Annotated in this window: 19 protein-coding genes; 8 read left to right on the forward strand and 11 right to left on the reverse strand. The window is 64.5% G+C overall.

The genetic code is table 11. The features are described 5' to 3' along the window. The 3 genes from dnaA to gyrB all read left to right on the forward strand — a co-directional run bounded on the left by dnaA (window position 1) and on the right by gyrB (window position 5,337). On the forward strand, window positions 1–1,380 hold the full coding sequence (dnaA, locus tag GOQ09_RS00005; RefSeq protein ID WP_157611121.1) for a chromosomal replication initiator protein DnaA: 1,380 nt from the start codon (window positions 1–3) through the stop codon (window positions 1,378–1,380). Window positions 1,381–1,471: 91 nt separating this feature from the next. Continuing rightward, window positions 1,472–2,578 (forward strand): DNA polymerase III subunit beta, encoded by a 1,107-nt coding sequence (dnaN, locus tag GOQ09_RS00010; RefSeq protein ID WP_157611122.1) that lies wholly within the window; start codon window positions 1,472–1,474, stop codon window positions 2,576–2,578. Window positions 2,579–2,712: 134 nt separating this feature from the next. Then, window positions 2,713–5,337 (forward strand): DNA topoisomerase (ATP-hydrolyzing) subunit B, encoded by a 2,625-nt coding sequence (gene gyrB / locus GOQ09_RS00015; protein ID WP_157611123.1) that lies wholly within the window; start codon window positions 2,713–2,715, stop codon window positions 5,335–5,337. A gap of 168 nt (window positions 5,338–5,505) precedes the next feature. Here the strand turns inward: gyrB and GOQ09_RS00020 are convergent, their stop codons facing one another. The 5 genes from GOQ09_RS00020 to GOQ09_RS00040 form a co-directional block, all read right to left on the reverse strand. Continuing rightward, window positions 5,506–6,411: a DMT family transporter gene (locus GOQ09_RS00020; protein WP_157611124.1), complete on the reverse strand. Its 906-nt coding sequence runs from the start codon at window positions 6,409–6,411 to the stop codon at window positions 5,506–5,508. A 50-nt stretch (window positions 6,412–6,461) separates the two neighbouring features. Continuing rightward, on the reverse strand, window positions 6,462–7,499 hold the full coding sequence (locus GOQ09_RS00025; protein ID WP_157611125.1) for a beta-ribofuranosylaminobenzene 5'-phosphate synthase family protein: 1,038 nt from the start codon (window positions 7,497–7,499) through the stop codon (window positions 6,462–6,464). Window positions 7,500–8,251: 752 nt separating this feature from the next. Next, a complete protein-coding gene (locus tag GOQ09_RS00030; protein ID WP_157611126.1) occupies window positions 8,252–8,830 on the reverse strand; it encodes an OmpA family protein in 579 nt (192 codons plus the stop codon). 39 nt (window positions 8,831–8,869) lie between these two features. Then, window positions 8,870–12,394: an autotransporter outer membrane beta-barrel domain-containing protein gene (locus tag GOQ09_RS00035; protein ID WP_165442122.1), complete on the reverse strand. Its 3,525-nt coding sequence runs from the start codon at window positions 12,392–12,394 to the stop codon at window positions 8,870–8,872. A 473-nt stretch (window positions 12,395–12,867) separates the two neighbouring features. Further along, a complete protein-coding gene (locus tag GOQ09_RS00040) occupies window positions 12,868–13,134 on the reverse strand; it encodes a hypothetical protein (RefSeq protein WP_157611128.1) in 267 nt (88 codons plus the stop codon). Window positions 13,135–13,430: 296 nt separating this feature from the next. Here GOQ09_RS00040 and GOQ09_RS00045 point away from each other — a divergent pair, with 296 nt between their 5' ends. From GOQ09_RS00045 to GOQ09_RS00055, 3 genes are all read left to right on the forward strand, one after another. Then, a complete protein-coding gene (locus GOQ09_RS00045; RefSeq protein WP_157611129.1) occupies window positions 13,431–13,952 on the forward strand; it encodes a hypothetical protein in 522 nt (173 codons plus the stop codon). A 127-nt stretch (window positions 13,953–14,079) separates the two neighbouring features. Next, window positions 14,080–14,565 carry a hypothetical protein gene (locus GOQ09_RS00050; RefSeq protein ID WP_157611130.1) on the forward strand — a complete coding sequence of 162 codons (486 nt, stop codon included), beginning with the start codon at window positions 14,080–14,082 and terminating at the stop codon, window positions 14,563–14,565. Window positions 14,566–14,695: 130 nt separating this feature from the next. Beyond that, the gene (locus GOQ09_RS00055; RefSeq protein ID WP_157611131.1) at window positions 14,696–15,943 is read left to right on the forward strand and encodes a metallophosphoesterase; all 1,248 of its coding nucleotides are present in this window, start codon (window positions 14,696–14,698) and stop codon (window positions 15,941–15,943) included. A 12-nt stretch (window positions 15,944–15,955) separates the two neighbouring features. On the opposite strand, the gene GOQ09_RS00060 is transcribed toward GOQ09_RS00055, so the two are convergent. Further along, window positions 15,956–16,453 (reverse strand): polyhydroxyalkanoate granule-associated phasin, encoded by a 498-nt coding sequence (locus GOQ09_RS00060; protein WP_157611132.1) that lies wholly within the window; start codon window positions 16,451–16,453, stop codon window positions 15,956–15,958. Between the two features lie 206 nt (window positions 16,454–16,659). On the opposite strand from GOQ09_RS00060, the gene GOQ09_RS00065 reads away from it, so the two are divergent. Next, window positions 16,660–17,235, forward strand: a complete 576-nt coding sequence (locus GOQ09_RS00065; protein WP_157611133.1) for an acyloxyacyl hydrolase — start codon at window positions 16,660–16,662, stop codon at window positions 17,233–17,235. A 17-nt stretch (window positions 17,236–17,252) separates the two neighbouring features. On the opposite strand, the gene GOQ09_RS00070 is transcribed toward GOQ09_RS00065, so the two are convergent. The 3 genes from GOQ09_RS00070 to GOQ09_RS00080 are packed head-to-tail and all read right to left on the reverse strand — an operon-like array spanning window position 17,253 to window position 20,333. Then, complete coding sequence (locus tag GOQ09_RS00070) at window positions 17,253–18,209, reverse strand: lysylphosphatidylglycerol synthase domain-containing protein (RefSeq protein WP_157611134.1); 957 nt, start codon at window positions 18,207–18,209, stop codon at window positions 17,253–17,255. Between the two features lie 55 nt (window positions 18,210–18,264). After that, on the reverse strand, window positions 18,265–19,536 hold the full coding sequence (gene clsB / locus GOQ09_RS00075) for a cardiolipin synthase ClsB (protein WP_157611135.1): 1,272 nt from the start codon (window positions 19,534–19,536) through the stop codon (window positions 18,265–18,267). Window positions 19,537–19,550: 14 nt separating this feature from the next. Then, window positions 19,551–20,333 (reverse strand): endonuclease/exonuclease/phosphatase family protein, encoded by a 783-nt coding sequence (locus tag GOQ09_RS00080; protein ID WP_157611136.1) that lies wholly within the window; start codon window positions 20,331–20,333, stop codon window positions 19,551–19,553. 226 nt (window positions 20,334–20,559) lie between these two features. Here GOQ09_RS00080 and GOQ09_RS00085 point away from each other — a divergent pair, with 226 nt between their 5' ends. After that, entirely contained in the window at window positions 20,560–20,988 is a 429-nt protein-coding gene (locus GOQ09_RS00085; protein WP_157611137.1) for a serine/threonine protein kinase, read from the forward strand. A gap of 93 nt (window positions 20,989–21,081) precedes the next feature. Here the strand turns inward: GOQ09_RS00085 and GOQ09_RS00090 are convergent, their stop codons facing one another. Both GOQ09_RS00090 and GOQ09_RS00095 read right to left on the reverse strand, forming a co-directional pair. After that, the gene (locus tag GOQ09_RS00090; RefSeq protein ID WP_157611138.1) at window positions 21,082–21,660 is read right to left on the reverse strand and encodes a Spy/CpxP family protein refolding chaperone; all 579 of its coding nucleotides are present in this window, start codon (window positions 21,658–21,660) and stop codon (window positions 21,082–21,084) included. A gap of 147 nt (window positions 21,661–21,807) precedes the next feature. Next, window positions 21,808–22,917: a flavodoxin family protein gene (locus GOQ09_RS00095; RefSeq protein ID WP_157611139.1), complete on the reverse strand. Its 1,110-nt coding sequence runs from the start codon at window positions 22,915–22,917 to the stop codon at window positions 21,808–21,810. Between the last annotated feature and the right edge of the window lie 25 nt (window positions 22,918–22,942).

The raw sequence follows: 22,942 nt of genomic DNA on the forward strand, positions 1-22,942 counted from the left end.
ATGTCGACTGACGGCATCGGTGAGAGCCTCTGGCAGGCCTGTGTCGACCAGCTCGCGCAGGAGCTGTCCGAGCAGCAGTTCAATACCTGGATCAAACCCCTGACAGCGCAGGTCACCGACGACCTTTCGCGCATGACGGTGTTCGTTGCCAACCGCTTCAAGCTCGACTGGATCCGCGCCCAGTACGCCGGCAAGATTGCCGCCATGGCCGAGAAGATGTACGGCCAGCCGGTGGCAGTTGAGTTAGCGCTTGCTCCGCGTGAAGCGCCCGTGCGCTCTGCACCCATTGCCGTCCTGGCGGAAACCGACGTGCCGCGCGACATGGCCGGCCCTGGGGAGGAGCCGGCCGCGGCCGGCTTCAAGAACCGGCTGAATTCGGGCCTGACTTTCGACACCCTGGTGGAGGGCACGGCCAACCGCATGGCGCGTGCCGCGGCCATGCACGTGGCCGGCATGCCGGGCCATCTGTACAACCCGCTGTTCATCTATGGCGGCGTCGGCCTGGGCAAGACCCACCTGATGCACGCTGTGGGTAACCGGCTGCTCGCCGATCGGCCCGATTCCAAAGTTCTCTACATCCATGCCGAGCAGTTCGTCTCGGATGTGGTCAAGGCCTATCAGCGCAAGACCTTCGACGAGTTCAAGGAACGCTATCACTCGCTCGACCTGCTCCTGATCGACGATGTGCAGTTCTTCGCCAACAAGGACCGCACGCAGGAAGAATTCTTCAATGCGTTCGAGGCCCTGCTGGCCAAGAAGTCGCACATCGTGATGACCAGCGACACCTATCCCAAGGGCCTGGCCGACATTCACGAGCGGCTGGTTTCGCGCTTCGATTCGGGCCTGACGGTCGCCATCGAACCGCCCGAACTCGAAATGCGCGTGGCCATCCTGATCAACAAGGCGCGCGCCGAATCGGCCGAAATGCCGGAAGAGGTGGCCTTCTTCGTTGCCAAGAACGTGCGCTCCAACGTGCGCGAGCTCGAAGGCGCGCTGCGCAAGATCCTGGCTTACTCGCGCTTCAACCAGAAAGAAATCTCGATCGCCCTGGCGCGCGAGGCGCTGCGCGACTTGCTGTCGATCCAGAATCGGCAGATCTCGGTCGAAAATATCCAGAAGACGGTGGCCGACTACTACAAGATCAAGGTCGCCGACATGTACAGCAAGAAGCGCCCGGCCAGCATTGCGCGGCCACGGCAGATCGCGATGTACCTGGCCAAGGAACTCACCCAGAAGAGCCTGCCGGAAATCGGCGAGCTGTTCGGCGGGCGCGATCACACAACGGTGCTGCATGCGGTGCGCAAGATCTCGGGCGAGCGCCAGCAGCTCACCGAACTGAACCAGCAACTCCACGTGCTCGAACAAACGCTCAAGGGCTGACCCCGGATGTCATCAAGAAAGCCACCCGCAACAGCGGAGAATGGCGTCTTACAAGCGGATTCAAAGAGATAAAAGAGAAGAGGAAGAAGACATGATCGTTTTGAAGGCAACCCAAGACAAAGTCCTCGCCGCGCTGCAGTCGGTGGCAGGCATCGTGGAACGGCGCCATACCCTGCCTATCCTGGCCAACGTGCTGATCCGCAAGACCGGCGGCCAGCTGCAGCTCACAACCAGCGACCTCGAGATCCAGATCCGCACCACGGCCGAGCTTGGCGGCGACGAAGGCAACTTCACCACCACCATCGGCGCGCGCAAGCTCATCGACATCCTGCGCACCATGCCGGCCGACCAGACCGTGAGCCTCGAGTCGAGCGCGAGCAAGCTGGTGCTCAAGGGCGGCAAGAGCCGCTTCACGCTGCAGTCGCTGCCGGCAGAAGACTTTCCGCTGGTGCAGGAAGCCGCCAACTTCGGTCCCGTGTTCAGCGTGCCGCAAAAGACGCTGAAGGACCTGCTCTCGCAGGTTTCCTTTGCCATGGCCGTGCACGACATCCGCTACTACCTCAACGGCATTCTGTTCGTGGCCGAAGGCAAGCAGCTGAGCCTGGTGGCCACCGACGGCCACCGCCTGGCGTTTTCGTCGGCCACGCTCGACGTCGAAGTGCCGCGCCAGGAAGTGATTCTTCCGCGCAAGACCGTGCTCGAAATGCAGCGCCTGCTGTCGGATGCCGAAGGCGCCATCGAGATGCAGTTTGCGAACAACCAGGCCAAGTTCAGCTTCGGCGGCATGGAGTTCGTCACCAAGCTGGTCGAGGGCAAGTTCCCCGACTACAACCGCGTGATTCCCAAGAACCACAAGAACAGCGTCACGCTCGGCCGCGCGCCCCTGCTGGCCAGCCTGCAGCGCACCGCCATCCTGACGAGCGAGAAGTTCAAGGGCGTGCGCCTGAACATCGAGCCCGGCACGCTGCGCATCGCCTCCAACAATGCCGAGCAGGAAGAAGCACAGGACGAGCTCGACATCGACTACGGCGGCGACGCCATCGAGATCGGCTTCAACGTGACCTACCTGATCGACGCTCTCGCCAACATGGGCCAGGACATGGTCAAGCTGGACCTGGCCGACTCCAACAGCTCCGCCCTTTTGACCATCCCCGAGAACGCATCCTTCAAATATGTCGTGATGCCGATGCGGATCTAGAAGACAGAAAACACAGCGCCTTGCGCAGACAGCCCGCGGCCCTCCGCGGGTTTGCGCTTTCAAGAGGCAGGAAAAGCAGGCCGCCAAGGCCCGAAAAATCCCGTGAATGCCGTGAGAGATAGAGGAATATCCGAATGAGTGCAGAAGAAAACAAGCCCGAAGTACCCCACACCGAACCGGTCTACACGCCCGAGATCGAGAGTGCGGTGCCGATCGAGATCACGCCCGCCGACACCAGCTACGGCGAAGGCTCGATCACGATCCTCGAGGGGCTCGAGGCGGTGCGCAAGCGCCCCGGCATGTACATCGGCGACACCTCCGACGGCACGGGCCTGCACCACCTGGTGTTCGAGGTGGTCGACAACTCCATCGACGAAGCGCTGGCCGGCCATTGCGACGACATCGTCGTCACCATCCACAGCGACAACTCGATTTCCGTTACCGACAACGGCCGCGGCATTCCCACCGGCGTGAAGATGGACGACAAGCACGAGCCCAAGCGCTCGGCGGCCGAAATTGCGTTGACCGAGCTGCACGCCGGCGGCAAGTTCAACCAGAACAGCTACAAGGTGTCGGGCGGCCTGCACGGCGTGGGCGTGAGCTGCGTGAACGCGCTGAGCGTGATGCTGCGCCTGGTGGTGCGCCGCGAGGGCAAGATCCACGAACTCGAATTCAGCCGCGGCTTCGTGCAGGACCGCCTGCTCGAGACCGTGAACGGCGTCGAGGTCTCGCCCATGAAGATCATCGGCGACACCGACAAGCGCGGCACCGAGGTGCACTTTCTGCCCGACACGGAAATCTTCAAGGAGAACAACGATTTCCACTACGAAATCCTCTCCAAGCGCCTGCGCGAGCTGAGCTTTCTGAACAACGGCGTGCGCATCCGCCTGAAGGACGAGCGCACCGGCAAGGAAGACGACTTTTCGGGCGCCGGCGGCGTGCGCGGCTTTGTCGAGTTCATCAACAAGGGCAAGACCGTCCTGCATCCGAACTCGTTCTACGCAGCGGGCGAAAAGCCGGCCGACACCTACGGCGGCATTCCGGGCACGCACATCGGCGTTGAAGTGGCCATGCAGTGGAACAGCGGCTACAACGAGCAGGTGCTGTGCTTCACCAATAACATCCCGCAGCGTGACGGCGGCACCCATCTCACGGGCCTGCGCGCCGCGATGACCCGCGTCATCAACAAGTACATCGAAGAGAACGAGCTGGCCAAGAAGGCCAAGGTCGAAGTCACCGGCGACGACATGCGCGAAGGCCTGTGCTGCGTGCTGAGCGTGAAGGTGCCCGAGCCCAAGTTCTCCAGCCAGACCAAGGACAAGCTGGTGTCCAGCGAAGTGCGCGCGCCGGTGGAAGACATCGTCGGGCGCCTGCTCACCGATTACCTGCAGGAACGCCCGAACGACGCCAAGATCATCTGCGGCAAGATCATCGAGGCCGCCCGCGCCCGCGAAGCCGCGCGCAAGGCCCGCGAAATGACGCGCCGCAAGGGCGTGCTCGACGGCATGGGCCTGCCCGGCAAGCTGGCCGACTGCCAGGAAAAGGACCCGGCGCTGTGCGAGGTCTACCTGGTGGAGGGCGACTCCGCAGGCGGCTCCGCCAAGCAGGGCCGCGACCGTAAGTTCCAGGCCATCCTGCCGCTGCGCGGCAAGATCCTGAACGTGGAAAAGGCGCGCTACGAGAAGCTGCTCACCAGCAACGAAATTCTCACGATGATCACGGCACTGGGCACCGGCATCGGCCGCGCCGGCGCCACCACCGCTGGCGGCGGGGCGGACGACTTCAACGTCGCCAAGCTCCGCTACCACCGCATCATCATCATGACCGACGCCGACGTCGACGGCGCGCACATTCGCACGCTGCTGCTCACGTTCTTCTACCGGCAGATGCCGGAGCTGGTCGAGCGCGGCCACATCTACATTGCGCAGCCGCCGCTCTACAAGGTGAAGGTCGGCAAGGAAGAGCAGTACCTGAAGGACGGCCCAGCGCTGGACGCCTTCCTGCTCAAGGTGGCGCTGAAGGATGCGAGCATCGAGACCGGCGGGCCCAACTCGACCACCCTGAGCGGCGACACGCTGGCCGAGCTCGCGCGCAAGCACCAGCTGGCCGAAGCCGTGATCGCGCGCCTGCGCAACTTCATGGATGCCGAAGCGCTGCGCGCCATTGCCGACGGCGTGGCGCTCGACCTGGACACCACGCCCGCGGCAGAGGCTTCGGCCGTGGCGCTGCAGGCCAAGCTGCGCGAGCTCAACACCACCGGCGTGCCCGCCGAAGTGAGCAGCGAGTTCGACGCCCGCACCGACAAGCCGCTGCTGCGCATCAGCCGCCGCCACCACGGCAACATCAAGAGCAGCGTGCTCACGCAGGACTTTGTGCACGGTGCCGACTACGCCGCGCTCGCCGAAGCCGCCAACACGTTCCGCAACCTGCTGAGCGCTGATGGCGCCATCGTGCGCCGCGGCGAGGGCGAGCGCGCCAAGGAAGAAAAGGTGGCCGACTTCCGCATCGCGATGAAGTGGCTCATCGGCCAGGCCGAAAACGCCACCTCGCGCCAGCGCTACAAGGGCCTGGGCGAAATGAACCCCGCACAGCTATGGGAAACCACCATGGACCCGACCGTGCGCCGCCTGCTGCGCGTGCAGATCGACGACGCAATCGAAGCCGACCGCGTGTTCACGATGCTGATGGGCGACGAGGTGGAGCCGCGGCGCGAGTTCATCGAGCAGAACGCGCTGCGGGCTGCGAATATCGACGTCTGAGTGTCAAGGCTTCCCTCCCGGGGAGATTTTTTGACATAGCCGCGCGACCAAGACCACAGGCCTAAAGACGCGCTGCAGGCAACCGCGGACCAGCAGCGCGTGCGATTGCAGACCGAGGCCAAGGACAGCAAGGCGGTTGGGCCTGCCTCAAGTAAAGTTCATGAGCACTCAGGTCAGCGAGTCGACAGACAGCGCAAGGATACCGATCAGGCTCAGCAGGCTCGCATAAATATTGACTCTGGTGGGGCGCTCTCGGAGAACGGCCATACCGATCAAAAACGATACAACCAGGCTGAGGCGTCGAAAAAGCGAAGCGGTCGACATCTGGCTACTGTCTAACGCAAGAAACACCAGGAAAAGCGATTCGCCGATTGTGATGAAGACGCCTGCGAGCACGAGATAGCCGATCCATCCGGCGCGCGGAGTTTCCTTTGGCTGTTGTGGCAGCAGCTTGCGCGCCATTGGCAACAGCGCAATCAGAATAATCGCCCTGAGTACATCGGACCAAACTTGCACTGACAAGACCGTTTCACTCGGCTGCGCTCGCAATAGCGTTCGGTCCAAAACGACGACGATCCCTGAAAGCACAGCAGACATGCCTGCAATCAGAAGAGCGCGTCGACTACCACTACCGTGTGCGCGGTGCGCTCCCAAGTAGACGGCGGCATACGAGAGAAGCACGCAAAGCATGCCGAACCATCCCATCGATCGGAGCTGAAGCCCTTCGACACACAGCCCAACAATCAGAGGGACGGCCGGCGCAATCGCGCGGACCAACACAGCTTGGGACAGTGGAATGTCTCGTAGCGAAATGATCGCCAAGCCATAGGCAAGGATGAGCAATACAGAGCGAACCGCAGCGTAAACGGCGAACGCAGATTGGGCCTTCCAGAGGCTCCATATCCCGAACTGCGGCAACAGCAGGACGAAGGGAACCCATAGCAATAGCGGTATCAGGTACACCACGGTCATAGCAGTGAGCGTTCCCCGACCCGCCGAACCGCGCTTGAGGAAGAAGTCCACGAAACCCAGCATCACACCCGCAGTACCGCCGATCAGAGGTCCAGTCGTCATCGTCCGCCTTGCTTGTAGGATGGCCGGTCGGCAATGACCGTCCCTCGTTGTTATTCGTAGTTGACCGTATGCGTGTGGCCAGCGTCCGCCGCATAGGTGATTCCGACGGTACCGCTGTCATGCTGGTTCATCAGTTCCTGGGTCGTCTTGACAATGCGATGCGTCCACTCGTGATCGGCGAGGCGGGGATCCAAGGCGAAGACACTCGACCCCCAACTGCTCATCCCCGTGCCGAGCAGCCCGAATTCTCTCCAAAGCTCCAGGACGTCGCGCACGACTGGCGCCTGGGACGCAATCTCGAAAGATTTCCAGCGGCATTCGCGAATCACATTCAAACCGCGGCAGAAGGCGTCAATATCCGCTTCGATAACGCCCGGAATGAGCATCATGAGGGCTGCGTGCGAGACCTTCTGTACATCTTGCAAGGGCACGGGGCAAACCTCCTCGAAGAAAGCTTGCTCGATCGCCCCATGGATAGCCAAGCCCTTTGGCGTGGCCAGCAAGATCGGCCAACGCGGAAGGCGTTGCTGAAACACCATCGGCGCGGGTGGCATCTCCCGGGAGTACGAGGACGCTCGAAAGCTGCCCCCCTTTGCCGCGAACGAGTGGCCGCAATCAAGCACGAATCCGCCGTTTGCAAAGGCGGCGGTGCCAATGCCTGAAGTACCACCGCGGCCAACAAGGTTGGCAAGCTCTGTGGCTGAAAAGTTCAAACCGTAGAGCAATGTGACTGCACGGGCTGCGGCCAGCAGATGCGCTGTTTTTGACCCAAGTCCGGTGTGTGGCTCCAGTGACCGTGTGACTTGAATTTCGATCAGACCTTTCAGATTCAGCCGAACCATGACCGCGGTGATCGTCTTTTCGATCGCACCTCGAAGCTCGTCTCCCTCGCCATCAGGCGGGACAAGCACAACAACTTCGATTTCGGCACTTTTCCGAGTACGTGCATTGAGTGCTGCGCGAGGAGAGTCAAGGGCAATGCCCACGCCCCCGTCTACGCGATTGCTGAACTGCCCATGCATATCGATCAACGAGATATGCAATCTGCAGGGCGCTGTGACAGTAGCGACTTTGATTTTTTCCGACATTTGTTTCTTGATTGGTGTTGTGTCGTTCGCGCCAAACAGGCGCACTCCCTAGGTAATGAAATTTGCAGGGACCTCCTTCGAAAATTTGGAATATTGAAGAGATGTGGAGTTGTTCCAGTCGGTGCTCTAGCCTCAAGACCACCTTCGGAATCGACGTTGGACGGCAGAGAGAGCCGCCGGCGCCGGTGGTTTGGGACCGACAGCGGCTTCGGCAAGTCCGCGATAGCTTTCGCCCAGATGGTCTCGTTATGGGTTTGCTCGAGACCATGCAACGCACTACTTACTCGCTGACACCCGAACTGGCGGAATCGATCGGCGGAGCTGCGGGCGCAGCAGGGGGAAGGGCTGCAATCAAAACTAAAGCGATCCCGAAAGCTAAGACAGTAATGGCGGTTTTCAAGTTTTTCTCTGTCAACGACCGTGAGGTCAAGGGCTTGGATCTTATGTATATCGGTCCCTCCTTCTTCTGTTCCTCATGTGCAAAATGCGCAGGCCGGAGGAAGATTTGGTCGCGCCGCACAGCTGTCGCCGGGAAGTGTGGAGAAATTCATCGAGTTAGTTGCAGTCAGACCACGTCGAGATCCGATCAGAGCCGGATCGACGGCGCGTCGCTCCCTGAAGTTCGATGCGTAGCCAGGGTCAGTGAAAAAGAAAAAGCGCCTCAGCATTGCTGGGCGCTTTTTAGTTCAAGGTCCTCAGGCAGCTCAACCCGCTGCTCTGCGGGCCGGTGCTGCTCAGGCCGGCGTACTTACTTATTTCCCCTGCGCCTGCCCCAAGATATCCACCACCACGCGCCGATCCGGCTGCAGGCAAGCCACCAGCCGCGCCGAGCGCTGCAGGCCCTGGCAGTCGCGCGTCACCGGCTCGCGCTCGCCCATCGAGCGCACCTCCATCGGCGCGCGCACACCCGCGGCCTTCAGGTAGTCGCGCACCGTGTTCGCGCGCTGCAGCGCCAGCCGGTCGTTATAGGCCTCGTTGCCCAGCCGGTCGGTGTGTCCCGTGATCGTCAGGCTCTGCACCTGCACCTCCGGGCTCTGCAGCGCACGCGCCAGCGCGTCCAGCTCGGCGCGGCCCTGCGGCAGCATGTCTGCCGCGGCCGAGCGGTCGAACCGGAACAGCGTGTCCGCGCTCAGGTTCACCCGCCGCGTCGTCGGCTGCGCCGGAGTTGGAACGGGCGCGGGCGCCGGCGTCACCACAGGGGTGAGCGCGCAGTTCTGCCCCTGGCACCAGTTGTAGCGCTCGTCGTGCAGGCTGGCGCAGCCGGACAGGACGAGGGTGGCGAGAGCTGCGGCGCCGAGCGCGAGCCGTGTCGGAGTGTTCTTCGTTTGCATGTGTTCTTTCCTTGGCGTTGTCTGTTTATTGGGCGGCGCTCACCACGCCACCCGCACGCCCAGCTGGCCCGAGACGCCCTCGCGGCTCGTGCCGCTGAGCGAGCGCTGGTACTGCACCCCGCCGTACAGGTAGGCGGCCTTGCTCAGCGGCAGCTGCGCGCCCACGCCCAACTCGGCCCAGGTCTGCTTGGCCCACTGCTCGTTCACCGTGGTGTTGCCGATGGTCACGCCCTTGGGGTCCTTGAACTCGTGCAGCACATTGGCCGTCACATAGAAGGTGTTGGTGCGCGTGAGCTTTTCGCCGCGCTCGGCCTTGTCGTTCCAGGCCAGGCGCGCGCCCAGACGCCCGCGCAGGCTGTGGCTGGTGAAGCCGTCCACCGTGGAGATGTTGTCCGCAAAGCCGCGGTAGCGCGTGAGCTGGTAGCTCAGCTGCGCCTGCGGCTCGATCAGCCACTGGCTGTCGCCGATCTGCCATGGGCGGCCCACTTCCACGCTCAGCCCGCCGCCGGTGCCCTTTTGCGTGCCCTCGCCGCCGTACTTGTCGGTGTACTTGTTCTGCACCGCATGCAGTTGACCAACCAGGTCCAGGTAGCTGCCGTTGTCCGCGTAGCGCGTGTGGTACGCGCCCAGAGTGAGCATCTGGCCCTTCATCTTGCCGGTGTCGTAGCCCATGCCGGCTTCGCCGCGGCGGCGGTCGTTGAAGTTGGTGCTGGTACGTCCGTAGCCCGCGCTGACGCCGGTGTGGCTGCGCGACTTGTCGCCGGCGTCTCCGCTGTAGCGCACGGCCAGGTCCTTGCCCAGCTGGAAGTACTGCATTTCCTGCTCGAAGCCGAACTGGCGCTTGCCGTCCACGTCCAGTCGCTGCGCGTGCAGGCGCATCCACGCCTGGTCGGCCGGCGCCTTGTCGTCGCAGCCGCAGTGGTCCCACTTGAGGGTCTGCTGCTCGCCCACGCGCTGGTGCAGCGTGCCCAGGAGGCCCAGGCCCAGTTCCTGGGTGGCGACCTGGCCCATCACGTAGCCGGGCACGGCGGGGCGCAGCACCTCGGGGGCGGGGACAGGCGCGGGGTTCGGGACGCCGGGCACCGGCACTGCCGGCGGCGTGTTGTAGACACTGCTCAGGTAGAAGCTGTTGGCGTCGCCGTCGGTGCGCCCGCCGCGGTGCAGCCCGTACTCGTAGGCGCCGGCCTGCACGGGGGCGGCCAGGGTGAAGTTGCCTTCTGAAGAGGTGCCGGACACCTGCACCACCTGGATGCCGTTGATGGTGGCGGCACCGGCGCCGCCGGTGTTGGCCACCAGCACACGGGTGGTACCGCTGGTGTTGCCGTTGACCACCAGCTTGTCGGTGGCGCTGGCGTCGCTGCCCAGGGCGGTGTTGATCCTCACCAGCCCGTTGGCACCGGCGTAGTTGCCGTTGACGGTGAGCGCGTTGCCGGGCGTGCCGGCGGCGTTGCGCAGGTCCAGCAGGCCCGCGTTGTGCAGGTCGCCGGTGAGGGTGAAGGCCGGCTGGCCCATGAACACGCTGCTGGTGGGCTGGATGAACAGGCCCATCGGAGCGCCGCTGGCGTCGGTGCCGGTGCCCACGGCCAGCGGGGCGCCGGCCAAGGTCAGGCGGGTGTTGTCCAGGGTGATGGTTTCCCAGTTGCGCAGGGTGTCGCCGCCGGCAGTGGCGGTCACGCCCTGCAGGGTGAGCTTGTCGACCCAGCCGTCGGCGGCCGAGACGTCGTCGCCGCCGTCCAGCACCTGGCTGCCGTTGTAGGCGGGGGCGGCCACCAGGGCGGTGTCGGAGCCGTTCTGGCCGTAGAAGCCGCCCGCGAGGGTGCCGCCGGTCCAGGTGACGGTGTCGTTGCCGTCGGCGGCGCTGGCTACACGGTCGTCCCCGTAGATGTTGCCGGTGAAGGTGCCGCCGGTGAGCGCCAGGCTGTCGTTGCCCAGGCCCAGGATGGCGTCGCCGGTGACGGTGCCGGCCGTGGCGACCACGGCGTTTCCGCCGAGGGTGTCGGTGCCGGTACTGGCCGCATCGCCGTCGCGAATCGCGATGCCGGAGGCGGCGCCGTTGACCGTGGCCGCCGCGCCGATGTTGACGGTTCCGCCTGCTGCTGCCAACGTGTGGATGGCCGCGCCCGCGCCGCTGCCGCTGGTCAGGCTGCCGCCCGTGACCTCGACCTGGTAGGTGCCCCCGGCCGAGGTGGCGCGCAGGCCGTCGGCATTGAGGCCTGTGGCGGCCACCGTGCCCGCGGCCATTGCGACCTGGGCCAGGCCGGTGCCGTCGGTCTGGCTGTACAGGCCGTGCGCGCCGGCGCCTGCGGTGCTGACGTTGCCGTTCAAGAGCGCGGTGGTGGCGGCGGCCGTATTGGCCGCGTTTGTGATCGCGGAATAGATCCCGTAGGTACCAGTCTGCAGCGTGGTGATCGTCGAAGCTGCGGCGTCCATGCTTGCCGTTGCCGCGCCCGTGCCCCTGTTACGGGCCAAGATTCCGTAGCCGTCGGCGCCGTGCATCACGATGCTGCCACCCGTCATCGACGCGCTCGCGGAGCCCGGGCCGGTACCCGAGTTGCTCGCGGCCAGCCCGCCCCCGCCCGCTCCGTTGCCGATCAACGTCCCTCCCGTCTGGCTGGCAATCGCGTTGCCGGTTCCGGTGACGACAGCGACGATGCTCGCGCTGGCGGCGTTCGTTGTCGCGGTGCCGCCAGATATGGTGGCGTAAGCATTGCCTGAGCCCAGTGTCTGGGAAACAAGGGCCGTGTTATTCGCGGCCTGTGTGGTGGCGTCACCACCGGTCATGGACGCAACAGCATCGCCATTGCCCCATGCCAAGGCGTAAGCCGCGTGCGACCCGCCCGCCGCAGTGCCGGTACTGATCGAGCCGCCGTTCACTACAACCGTCGCCTTGCCGGTGCCGTGCGTTTCTGCAAGCAGACCGACTCCTGAACCTTGCGTGCCAGTGGTGGAGATGGAGCCACTGTTGAGGATCGAGGTTGCATTGCCGTTGCCGACGACGCTGGTGGCGACGCCCATAGCGTTTTCGCCGTTGCTGGTGATCTTGGCACCATTGATGACGATGCTTGCATCACCGCCAGCGCCGGTTGTGAGTGAGTTGGCCAGCACACCCCACGCTGCACCGGACACCGGATTGCCCGCCGGGGTGGTCAGATTGATCGTGACGGGGCCGTTGACTTCGATCAGTCGATTGCCTGTGCCGTTACCGCCTGAATAGATGGCATTGGCGGTCGTCGCCGTCGTGACCGGCTCGATGGTAAAGGGCGCCGCGGTGCCATCCACGATGACGGTGATGCCGTCGGTGCCATAGGCAACGCCGGTTGTGTTTGGGTTCGCGTCCCCCACTGGCGTTCCGTCACCGTTGCAGATGACGGTTCCACCGACGGCGACAGCCCCGCACTCATCGGCCGCCCAGGCGGACGATGCGCCCCCGAAGGCCGCTGTCGCCAGGACAACCGCGCCGAGCGTGGCGCTCGACGACTTCTTGCCACGCGCGGTGCAAACCTCGCTGGCTGCCACCCAGGCGCCTAGCGCCTCATTCCAGATGCTTCGAAATGACCTGTTCATGTAATGACCCTCGCTCCAAAAAAGTCCAAGCGATGCGGTCAATCGGAACCATTTCCGGCAACCCATTGCTATGGCACGCCGACTTTTGCGGCAGGCGTGGAGACTATTAGCAATGGCCGGATAGCCTGAAGGTATTAGTTCACAAATGCCAGGCTTTAATTAACATTTCGAAGCTTCGGTTTTTCATTGGTGAATTAATTCACGAGGTGCTCACGCCCGCAGCGCTGCTGCTCGCGCAGCGCCGCAGTATAGGCAGGACCCGATCCAACATGAAGCCGCCACGAGCAAGCTTGGAATAGGCCTCCCACATCAGTCATGATCTAGATTGACAAATAGCGCCAGAGCGATTTAGGTCGATATTATTAATAGAATTATTTTTACGTTGTTTAAATTTCTATATCAGAGGTCCAGAATTTTTACGCAGGAATGAGCAGTGCCCGAAGCTGAAACCGACGTGTGGTCTCATGCCGGTTTTACGGAATGCGCATTGCCTGGCGCCGGCCAATACCGCCCTGCAGCATTCGTGCGACCCGCGCCAAGCCGCCGGTTCCGCTGGCGGCTCGCCCAATCAATGCGCCGCCCGCCGCGCCCGCCAGCACCCGGCGCACGAACGACCGGCTGCGTCCGGCCGTCAGCAGCAGCAGAACGCCCGCGCCAAGAACCGCGAGGTGCTCGCCCGGAAAGTCCGGTCGCTGCGCGTCCATCTTCTTGACTGCTTCGATCTTGGATCCGATGTTCATTGGAAGCTCCTTTCTGTACGAACTTCTTCATATCAAGCGAGCCGATGCACCGGTGTAGGCGCCGGTCACATGCAACGTGCCGAATCGGGCGCACGGCGCCGTTTCTCAGGGTTTTCACATAGAGGAAGACCAAAAACCGTCTAGGGGCTCGTCACACAGGCGTCACGAGCTATTAAAACAATAGCGTTCACCACTTTCGCGAGGATCGTTCCTCGTAAACGCTATATCTAGCCCGACTCTTGCTAAGCAAAATCCTCGACGGATTCACGTCACCCATGATCGAGGACATCGAAGCAATGAACCTTTTGCGTCTCCGGCAGCCGATGGCTGCGCTGGTGTTGGGCGGCACAGCAGCATTCTTCGGGGCGATGACCACATCGGCCCATGCGTTCTCGAACCCGCCCATACAAATGGCGCAAGGCGTCGAATACATGTGCGGGGGCACGAGCAAGGCCGAGGCGTCGTTCATGCAGATGGTGTCGCCGCGATGGGCGGCAACCATCGAGTTCGGCATCAACGACAGCACGCAGAAGAGCAATTTCCCGGTCCGGGCCGCGGTTCAGGTGCGCGAAAAGTACACGGGCCGCCCCGTGATGGAAGCGCAGTCGAACGGGCCTTACATGCTCGCCCGGCTCGATCCCGGCGCATACGACGTGAACGTGACGCTCGGCGGCCTGACGATCACGCAGACGCTGACCGTGATTGCCGGCGTGCCGGCCCGCGCGGTCTTCATGTGGCCTTCGAATTTCGACATGGCCTCGGTGCTGCCGCCCGCGCCGCAAACGCAGGCGCTCGCGCAGACCTCCGCCGCCCGCTAGGCGGGTTTTTTCCCCCGCCTCGTCCGGGGAGACGCCGGTCCTTCCTGTTAAGCCTTGTCTAAGCCGTGCGCCGCACAGTGGCGCCGTGGCCTTCCGCCACGCACACAAGGAAGAAAGGATTCGGACCATGACCACCCTGATTTCATCTCGCAGGCGGCCCCTTGCGGCCGCCGCGCTGTGCGGCGCCGTTCTTCTCGCGGCGCTTTCTTCGGCGCATGCGGCCGTCAACCCGCCTATCTACATGACGCACGGCGTCGAGTACATGAGCGGGGGCATCGGCAGCGACGAAGCCAAGCTGATGGAAAACGTGGCGCCGCGCTGGCCGGCCACTTTCGAATTCGCCATCAAGGACCACAAGGGCGCGGAGTTCGCGGCGGACGTCCACGTGACGGTGCGCGACAGCAAGGGCACCGCATTGATCGACAACGTGGTGTCGGGTGGCCCGTTCATGGTGGCCCGGCTCGACCCCGGCACTTACGAAGTGGAGGCTCGCTTGCTTGGAAACACGCTCAAGCAAACGCTGCACGTCTTGCCGGGTACGCCCACCAAGGTGGCATTTGTGTGGCCGGCGGGCACCGACATGGCATCTGCCGGCACGCGCACGGTGCAGTAGAACGCGAGGCGGGTTCTCAGGCCCGGCGCCGGAGCATGCATTCCGGCGCCGGTGTCGTCCGCGACGCCTGCTATCCGGGTGAAGCACGCTATAGAAAAAATAGCGCGCCGCGGGTCAGCTGGCGTCTTGAATGCACGGCATGCGCCTTGCAGATGTTGCCTCCCGGGCAGTGCCCGTTCCCATTGCCCCAATGCCGATACGTCCCCTGAGCGTCCTGACCGCGCTCCTGCATGTCTACATCGCGCTGCGCCTGTTGCCCGCGCTGGCCATGCTCACCGCCGCCTGGCCGCTGGCGCTTGTTGCACTCGCGATTTCGGCTTTCACGATTCCGCTGCCGTTCGTCTCGCGCCGCTCGGAGCGCAACGCTTCGCTGAAGGAAGCGCTCAAATGGACCGGGCTGATCAGCATGGGCTGGTTCTCCTCGATGTTCGTGCTGACGCTGCTGCGCGACGTGGGGCTATTGCTCACCTGGCTGGCGAGCGCGCTGGCCGGCCTGCAGGTGCCCTGGAGCGCGCTGCTGCCGTGGAGCGCAATGGCGGTGCCGGTCGTGGCAACGCTGGCCTCCCTGGTGGGTTTTCTCAACGCCCGCCGCACCGCGGCCGTCAAGCGTGTCGAGGTTCCCATTCAAGGGCTGCCTTCCGCGCTCGAGGGCTTCACGATTGCGCAGCTCAGCGACATCCACGTGGGTCCGACGATCCGGAGCGACTACATCCAGCGCATCGTCGATGCGGTGAACCGGCTCGGCGCCGACGCCATCGCGATCACCGGCGACCTGGTGGACGGCACCGTGGCCGAGCTGCGCGAGCACATCGCGCCCCTTGCAGGATTGCGCGCACGGCACGGTACTTTCGTGGTGACGGGCAACCACGAGTACTACGCCGGCGCGCATGCATGGATCGATGAGCTGCGCCGCCTCGGGCTGAAGGTGCTGCTCAACGAGCACGTGGTGCTGCAGACGCGCAATGTGCGCGGCGCGCAGAACGACGAAGAACTCTTCGAGAGCCAGCTGGTGCTGGCCGGCGTGACCGACTTCACCGCCGGCCATTTCGATCCCGCGCACCAGAGCGATCCGCATCTTGCGCTGCACGACGCGCCGCCGCTGGTGCACACGCGCGTGCTGCTTGCCCACCAGCCGCGCAGCGCGCCGCTCGCGGCACGGGCCGGCTACCAGCTGCAGCTGTCGGGCCACACGCATGGCGGGCAGTTCTTTCCCTGGAACCTGTTCGTGCCGATGCAGCAGCCCTTCACCGCGGGCTTGCACCGGCTGCACGACATGTGGGTCTACGTGAGCCGGGGCACCGGCTATTGGGGGCCGCCCAAGCGCTTTGGCGCGCCTTCCGAAATCACGCTGGTCACGCTGGTGCCGGCGCGCGGCTGACGCTTTTGCCGGTCAGGCGCGCAGCTCGGCCAGGCGCCGGGCGTTGGAGGTGGCCGCTGCGTGAATCGGCTTGAGTCCCTCGCGGGCAATGCGGACCGCCGTGCCGGAGAGTTGCCCGGTGGTGCTGACTGCCCGCGTGGTGGCCTTGACGAATGCGTCGCCCCGCACCGCCGCCTGAGCCGGCGTGATGCTGCCGGCCATCGAAAGAAAAGCGCCTGCGCTCAGAAGCCATTGCTGCAGCACGCGGCTCGTGAGCGACACATGGCTGCTGTGCCATTGGCGGGCCATGGCAGCGCCCGCCTCACCCGCAGCGGCGAGTTTTTCATCGCCCATGAGCTGGAACTCCGCAAGATCGGCCGGGCTAGGCGTGAGCCCCGCCTTGACCATGCGCTCAGTGCGCATGTGAATCACCGAGCCGGAAGACAGCAGCATTTCCTGGGTCTTCAGGGCCACGTCGGCCCACAGCATCAGCGGGCTGGCCAAACGGGCAGCAGAGGTAAGGGACGACATGGGGCGGGGGCCGATCGATGAGGATGAATGGACATCACTATAGGCCTCCGGACGCCTGAATTGCTGCACTGCAACAAAAACAACTCTGCAGGAATGTTGAACAAGTCCTACCTTTTGACATGGCAATAGCCTCGGGCGACGGCGCGGAACGGGACGGAAAGTAATTATTTCCTTCCTTTCCATCATTTGCTTTCAAAACCCACATCATGAAAGTACAACCGTCCGCGTCCCTCGGGGCTGCCGTGTTCGCAGGCATTCTTTGCCTGCTGGGCACCGAGGCTCATGCGTTCGAAGACAGCGCACGCGGCATCTATTTCGAGGGCGGCCGTGCTCCGCATGGCGACAAGGGGGCCACCAATTCAGCCACCGTGGGCGTCACGCTGCCCTGGTCATTGCGCCAGCCGGTGCACGAAGGCGCGCTGACCTCCTATTGGGACCTGTTCATCAGCCAGTGGCATGCGCCGGCGTTTGGCGACGGCTCGCGCAACTACGCGCAGATTGGCGCCATCTACACCTGGCGCTACCGCTTCGGCGCCGGCAGCTCCCCCTGGTTTGCCGAGGGCGGCGTGGGCGCCACGGTGATGGACCACCTCTACAAGACGCCGGACCGCACCTTCAGCACCGCGTTCCAGTTCACCGAGGTGCTCGGCGTGGGACGCAGCTTTGGCGAGAACGGCCGGCATGAACTCACGCTGCGCCTGCAGCACTTTTCGAACGCCGGCATCAAGAAGCCGAACCCCGGCGAAAACTTTGTCCGGCTCCGCTACACCTATCGCTTCTAGAAGAAAAACAAGAACGCTCAGCGCGCGGTCGTGCGCAGGCGCCGAGTGCGCAGTTCGGTCACAAAGTAGGCCACCGTGGCCACCGCCAGCGGCAAGAGGTAATAAAGCCCCCGATAAACGAGCAGCACACCCAGCAGCTTGCCTTGCGGCACCTGGTGCGAGAGCAGGGCGATGAACACCGCTTCCAGCACGCCAAGGCCCGCCGGCACGTGCGTAACCACGCCCGCCACCGCAGCCACCAGCAGCACCGCAAGCACCTGGTGGTAAGCCACTTGGCCCTGCAGCAGGACCCAGATCACGCCGCCGATGAGCGACCAGTTCAGGCACGACATGGCCAGTTGCAGCAGCGCCATGCGCAGCTTCGGCACCTTGAACAGATAGCGGTGTATGCGAAAGACGCGCCCGCTGGCCACCGCGCACAGCACCAGATAGGCCGCCGCCAGCAACAACAGCACCGCGCCAAGAATGCGCAGGCCGCCGTTGTCGATCTTCCATTCGTCCGGCAACACCATCGGCCAGAAGCAGAAGGCCGCGCCCGCCACCACCAGGTAGCCCAACCAGTTGGTCAGCATGCTGAAGCCGAGCACGCGCGTGATGGTGTCGTTGGAAAGACCAAGGCGTGAATAAAGCCGGTAGCGAAACGCCACGCCGCCCACCAGCGAACCCAGGTTCAGGTTGAAGGCATAGCTGATGAAGGTCACCCCCATCACGCTCGCTGCGCGCAGCCGGTGGCGGGTGAGATACCGCCCCAGCAGGTCGTACGTGCTGTAGATGGCAAAACTGCCGGCGGCCAGCGCGCCCGCCAGCAGCAGCGTTGAAGCAGGCAACGCACGCATGGCGTCTAACACTTCTTGCCAATCGATCGCGCGCGCCTGGTTGATCAGCAGCCATGCAATGAGGCCGAAGAAGCCCCACACGGCGATGCGGCGCACCCAGGGCCACCAGGGGCGGTGCGCGAGGCTCATGGTGCTCATTGAAAAACCGCCGCGCAGTCGGCAGCCTTGTTCGCCCGATGAACAGCCCGCCGGGTCATGCCGCTTCCGTCGTCTGGGTGGCACCGTTATCGCCGGTCTTCTCGCGCTGGTCGCGCTTTTCGGCAAGATCGGTGGCTTGGGCCAGCGTGAGGCGCGGCACCTGGCGCGGCAACCTGCCCAGCCACGAGGGATACCAGCGCAAGAAGTGGAAGATGAAGAAGCTGCGCACCAGCCGCCAGCCGCTCCACTCGCTCGCCAGATCGTCCTCGCGAATCAGCTTGCAACTCTCGCGCATGAGCGTGTCCATGCGTTGCCACAGCAATTCGTTGAACGCCTTGTCGCGCGCAATCACGTTGGCTTCCAGGTTGAGCGAGAGGCTCAGCGGATCGAGGTTGCTCGAACCCACGGTGCTCCAGTCGTCGTCGATCAGCGCGATCTTCGCGTGCAGCGGCCGGTCGCAATATTCGAAGATGCGCACGCCCGCATGCAGCAGGTGGTGATAGAGCATGCTCGCGGCAGTCTTGACGATCGGCATGTCGGGCTCGCCCTGGAGGATGAGCCGCACATCCACACCACGGCGCGCGGCGCGGCGCAACTCCTTGATAAGCCGGTAGCCCGGAAAGAAATACGCATTGGCAATCACGATGCGCCGGCGCGCGGCCCGAATGGCAGCCAGGTACTGGCGCTCGATGTCGTTGGTGTGGCGGCGGTTGTCGCGCGTAACGAACATCGCCTTCACTTCGCCCACGTGCTCCCGCGCCACCGGCGGTGCCTGCTTGAGGCGGCGGCGAAACCAGCGCGGCCCCTTGTCGCCGAGCGCAATGGCACGCAGCACGAATTGATGGATCTGCGCCACGATCGGCCCGCGGAGCTCGACCGAGTAGTCCTGCTTGGCCTTGGGGCCGAAGTCGAGCAGATGGTCGGCCGAATAGTTGATGCCGCCGACAAACGCCAGCTCACCGTCGACCACCACGATCTTGCGATGCATGCGGCGAAACACGTTGAGCCGCTGGCCCAGGATGCGCTTGCCCGGATCGAACACCCGCATCTTCACGCCGACCGAGCTCAGCCCCTCGATGAACTCGCGCGAAAGATCCGGCGAGCCGAAGCCGTCGACCAGCACGTCGACCTTCACGCCGCGCTGGGCCGCCGCGCGCATGGCGGCATGCAGCGCCATGCCGACCTTGTCCTCGAAGAGGATGAAGGTTTCGATGATCACCTCGCGCTTGGCCTGGCGAATGGCGTCGAACACGCGCGGAAAGAACTCCTCGCCATTCTCCAGCAATGAAATGCTGTTGCCACCGACCCAGCGGGCTCTCTGGTCCATGTCGGCCACCATCTTCAAAGGTCGATGTTCGCCACCAGCGGCGCATGGTCCGATAGGTGCGACCAGGGCTTGCGCGGCAGCACCACCGGCGCATGAACGCCCGCGTTGCGAACATAGATGCGGTCGAGCGACAGCAGCGGAAAGCGCGATGGAAAAGTCTTGGCAGCCGAGCCGTTCGCATGAACGAACACCTCGCGCAGGTCGGCGCCTTCTTCCAGCACACGATGCGCACGGCCGCGCCAGTCGTTGAAGTCGCCCGCCACGATCAGCGGCGCATCGGCGGGCACTTCGTCGCGCACGATATGGCACAGCAGCTCCAGCTGCTGCTGCCGGTGCGCCTCCGCCAAGCCCAGGTGGGCGCAGATCGCATGCACGTCGATGGGCCGGCCGGGCAGCCGCAGAACGCAATGCAGCAGGCCGCGCTTTTCAGGGCCCGCCACCGATACGTCGTGGTTGCGGTAATGCACGATCGGAAACTTGGACAGCACCGCGTTGCCGTGGTGCCCGCGCGGGTACACGGCATTGCGCCCGTAGGCGAACTGCGGCCACATGGTGTCGGCCAGGAATTCGTAGTGCGGCGCCTCGGGCCAGTTGTTCACCTTGCGCGAGTGGCGCGAATGGGTGCCGAGCACTTCCTGCAGAAACACCACGTCGGCACCCACCGTGCGCACCGCATCCCGCAGTTCCGGAAGGATGAACTTGCGGTTGAGTGCGGTGAAGCCCTTGTGGGTGTTCACGGTCATCACCTTGAGCGAGGTCGGCGCGGCGGCAGCGAGTGGAATCGGGGAGGAAGACATCGGTTCTGCGGTTGTACGTTGCCGCGCCGGTCACGCCTGTAGGAACGCGCCACCTTCTTGCCGCCTTTGCTTCCGGCCTTCGCGACAGGGGGGCCGGCTCCTACAGGCAGGCCTGCCGCACCCCGACACAGACGCCATGGCGGGCCTCCTACGGTGAATTCGGGGCCGGAAGCCGGTCCGTCTTTCCACTTCGTTCATCCGTCGAGACAAGCAAAGGAACAACATCATGAAGCACGCAGTCTTTCACGCCACGGTGCTGGCCGGCCTGATGGCCGCCGCCGGCGCCGCCATGGCGCAAGCCACATCGATACCCGCACAGCCCGACCCGGCCGTGGGTGGCCAGGCCAGCACGCAAACGCCCTCCGGCGTGCCCAACCCGCCGCAGCGGCCCGATGCGAGCATGCCCAATTCGCGCGAAGCGGTGAAGGCCGAGGCCCGAGCCCACAACCGCAACAACATCAACAACCCGGTGCCCAAGGGCGAAGCCAGCACCACGGTGAATGCGCAGCCCAACGCCATGCCGCAACCCACGGGCGCGATGTCGCGCGCCGAGGTCAGCCAGCAGGCCCGCAAAACCAAGCCGCAGTTCGGCCAGAAGGGTGAAAGGCCCGATGTGCCGACCAACCCGACCGGGAAGACCGGCACGCCGCAATAAGCGCCCGTGTACGAAAAAAGGCCCGCCATGCACTGCTGCATGGCGGGCTTTTTCATGCGTGCGCCTTGTCAGGCGCCTTCAGGCACGCGGGGCTCAGCTCTTGGCGGGTGCCGCGGTGTGGCCGGCGTCGCCATGGCCGTGATGACCGCGGTGGCCGCGATGTCCGTGCATGCCGGCATGCACCGTTTCCGCGTCGAAGGTCTTCTGCTGCTCGGGCGTCAGCGCGGCATAGAAGGTCTTCGTGGCTTCAGCGCGCTTGGCGAACCTTGCGCTGCGCTCGGCCTGGCGGGCCTGCATGCGCTCCAGCCGCTCGGGCGTGGTCAGCTTGGCAAATTCCGCGCGGTCCATGCGCTGCGGGCGGGCACCGGCCGGCGGCTGGGTGGCCGTCGTGAAGCTGGCCCATGCGCTTTCCTGCGCGGAGGTCAGCTTGAGCTTTTCCTTCAGCGCGGCCAGGCGTTTGGCGCGGTGCGCTTGCATGCGCTCCATGCGCTGCGCCGGGTCCATGCGCTTGTGCTGCACCTTGGGTGCCGCGCCGTCGGCCTGCGCAACGGCGGCGGACGGGGCGGCGGAGGTCGCGGGCGCAGCCGGGGCCTGTGCAAAGGCGCCCGAAGAGGCGAGGGCGGCCGAGCCGAGAAGGCTGGCCCAGACGATGCGTTGGCGAAGAGAGATCATGAGAAGTGCTTCCTTTCGAAGAAGCCCGCCGCCAATGGGCAGCAGGTGAAGCGAAGTGTGGAAGACCTCTGTATCTCCCAGGTGAGCCGAAAGTGAGCGTGCGTAAAGAATCATGAACCGCACGGACCCCGCAGCTCCAGGCGTGATTTATTTGGGCCTTGGGGGCTTCAATCCACGGTCGGGCGACTGCAGCTTGCCGGTGCGCATCTCGCCCACCGCCAGCGCCACCGCGCGCGCCACGTTGCGCACCTCTTCCTGCACGTCTTCGTCGGCGTCCAGGGCGTCGTGGCTGGTGGCATAGGGCTCGTAGTAGCCGATGTAGCGGTCGAAGCGGGCCTGCGAGCCGGCATCGATGAGCCCCATCCAGTCGAGCCAGTCCGACAGGTTGCGGCGCACGCTCTCCACGCCGGCCACGTCGCCGTGCACCACCACGCCGTAGACGCGGCCTTCGAGGTGCTTGGGATAGCCCCAGCCCTCGAGTTCGAGCGCCTTGGCTTCTTCGGGCTTCTTGCCGTGGGTGCTGGTGGGATCGGGATTGCCGCCGTCGGCGCACACCAGGCGATCGATCATGAGCTTCAGCGGGCTGGCCGACTGGTACCAGTGCGTGGGCGTGAACACGATCACGCCGTGCGCGGCCACCCAACGCTCGTAGATCTCGTTCATCCAGTCGCCGGTCTGGCGCATCGAGTGGTTGGGATAGCAGCTGCACGGCCAGTGGCACAGCGGCATGGCGGTGGAGACACAGCCCTTGCACGGATGAATGTGGCGCCCGTAGTCGGAGGTGAGCAGGCTCAGGTCGAGCACATCGGCCTCGATGCCGCAGCCCTCGAGCACCTCGCGCGCGAGCTGCACCAGCCGCCAGGTCTTCGAAACTTCACCGGGGCAGGTGCCGTCGTTGCGCGGCGAGCCGTTGACCAGCAGCACGCGCGACCGCGTCTGCGGGCTGCGCCAAGCCGTCTGGGCCGCATCGATGCGCGCCTTGGCTTCTAGCCAGTCGACGGACAGGTCGTAGTCCGGGTCGGCATAGCCGGGGCCGGCCTTGCGGGTGAGGGGCGCCTTGCGGCCCTCCTGGTAGGCCTCCCACGCAACCAGTTCGATGCGCTGCAGTGCTTCCTTTTCGGCTTCGAAGGCCGGGTCGCGAAACGGCTGCATGAAGCGCTCGTGGAACTGCTCGCGCTTCAGTGTCTCGGGTGCCTGGCCCTTGCGGACTTGGGGAGTTTTGGTCGCGGTTGTCGGAGGGGGCGTGCTGGAGGGCATGACTCCAATCTATGCCGAGCCCCCG

This window comes from Variovorax paradoxus (assembly GCF_009755665.1).
In the GTDB taxonomy this organism is placed as follows: domain Bacteria; phylum Pseudomonadota; class Gammaproteobacteria; order Burkholderiales; family Burkholderiaceae_C; genus Variovorax; species Variovorax paradoxus_G.

Bases quoted from the DNA above. Each gene is read 5' to 3' on its own strand.
- dnaA (WP_157611121.1), top strand. From the start codon at position 1: ATGTCGACTGACGGCATCGGTGAGAGCCTCTGGCAGGCCTGTGTCGAC.
- dnaN (WP_157611122.1), top strand. From the start codon at position 1,472: ATGATCGTTTTGAAGGCAACCCAAGACAAAGTCCTCGCCGCGCTGCAG.
- gyrB (WP_157611123.1), top strand. From the start codon at position 2,713: ATGAGTGCAGAAGAAAACAAGCCCGAAGTACCCCACACCGAACCGGTC.
- GOQ09_RS00020 (WP_157611124.1), bottom strand. From the start codon at position 6,411: ATGACGACTGGACCTCTGATCGGCGGTACTGCGGGTGTGATGCTGGGT.
- GOQ09_RS00025 (WP_157611125.1), bottom strand. From the start codon at position 7,499: ATGTCGGAAAAAATCAAAGTCGCTACTGTCACAGCGCCCTGCAGATTG.
- GOQ09_RS00030 (WP_157611126.1), bottom strand. From the start codon at position 8,830: ATGCAAACGAAGAACACTCCGACACGGCTCGCGCTCGGCGCCGCAGCT.
- GOQ09_RS00035 (WP_165442122.1), bottom strand. From the start codon at position 12,394: ATGAACAGGTCATTTCGAAGCATCTGGAATGAGGCGCTAGGCGCCTGG.
- GOQ09_RS00040 (WP_157611128.1), bottom strand. From the start codon at position 13,134: ATGAACATCGGATCCAAGATCGAAGCAGTCAAGAAGATGGACGCGCAG.
- GOQ09_RS00045 (WP_157611129.1), top strand. From the start codon at position 13,431: ATGAACCTTTTGCGTCTCCGGCAGCCGATGGCTGCGCTGGTGTTGGGC.
- GOQ09_RS00050 (WP_157611130.1), top strand. From the start codon at position 14,080: ATGACCACCCTGATTTCATCTCGCAGGCGGCCCCTTGCGGCCGCCGCG.
- GOQ09_RS00055 (WP_157611131.1), top strand. From the start codon at position 14,696: ATGCACGGCATGCGCCTTGCAGATGTTGCCTCCCGGGCAGTGCCCGTT.
- GOQ09_RS00060 (WP_157611132.1), bottom strand. From the start codon at position 16,453: ATGTCGTCCCTTACCTCTGCTGCCCGTTTGGCCAGCCCGCTGATGCTG.
- GOQ09_RS00065 (WP_157611133.1), top strand. From the start codon at position 16,660: ATGAAAGTACAACCGTCCGCGTCCCTCGGGGCTGCCGTGTTCGCAGGC.
- GOQ09_RS00070 (WP_157611134.1), bottom strand. From the start codon at position 18,209: ATGAGCACCATGAGCCTCGCGCACCGCCCCTGGTGGCCCTGGGTGCGC.
- clsB (WP_157611135.1), bottom strand. From the start codon at position 19,536: ATGGACCAGAGAGCCCGCTGGGTCGGTGGCAACAGCATTTCATTGCTG.
- GOQ09_RS00080 (WP_157611136.1), bottom strand. From the start codon at position 20,333: ATGTCTTCCTCCCCGATTCCACTCGCTGCCGCCGCGCCGACCTCGCTC.
- GOQ09_RS00085 (WP_157611137.1), top strand. From the start codon at position 20,560: ATGAAGCACGCAGTCTTTCACGCCACGGTGCTGGCCGGCCTGATGGCC.
- GOQ09_RS00090 (WP_157611138.1), bottom strand. From the start codon at position 21,660: ATGATCTCTCTTCGCCAACGCATCGTCTGGGCCAGCCTTCTCGGCTCG.
- GOQ09_RS00095 (WP_157611139.1), bottom strand. From the start codon at position 22,917: ATGCCCTCCAGCACGCCCCCTCCGACAACCGCGACCAAAACTCCCCAA.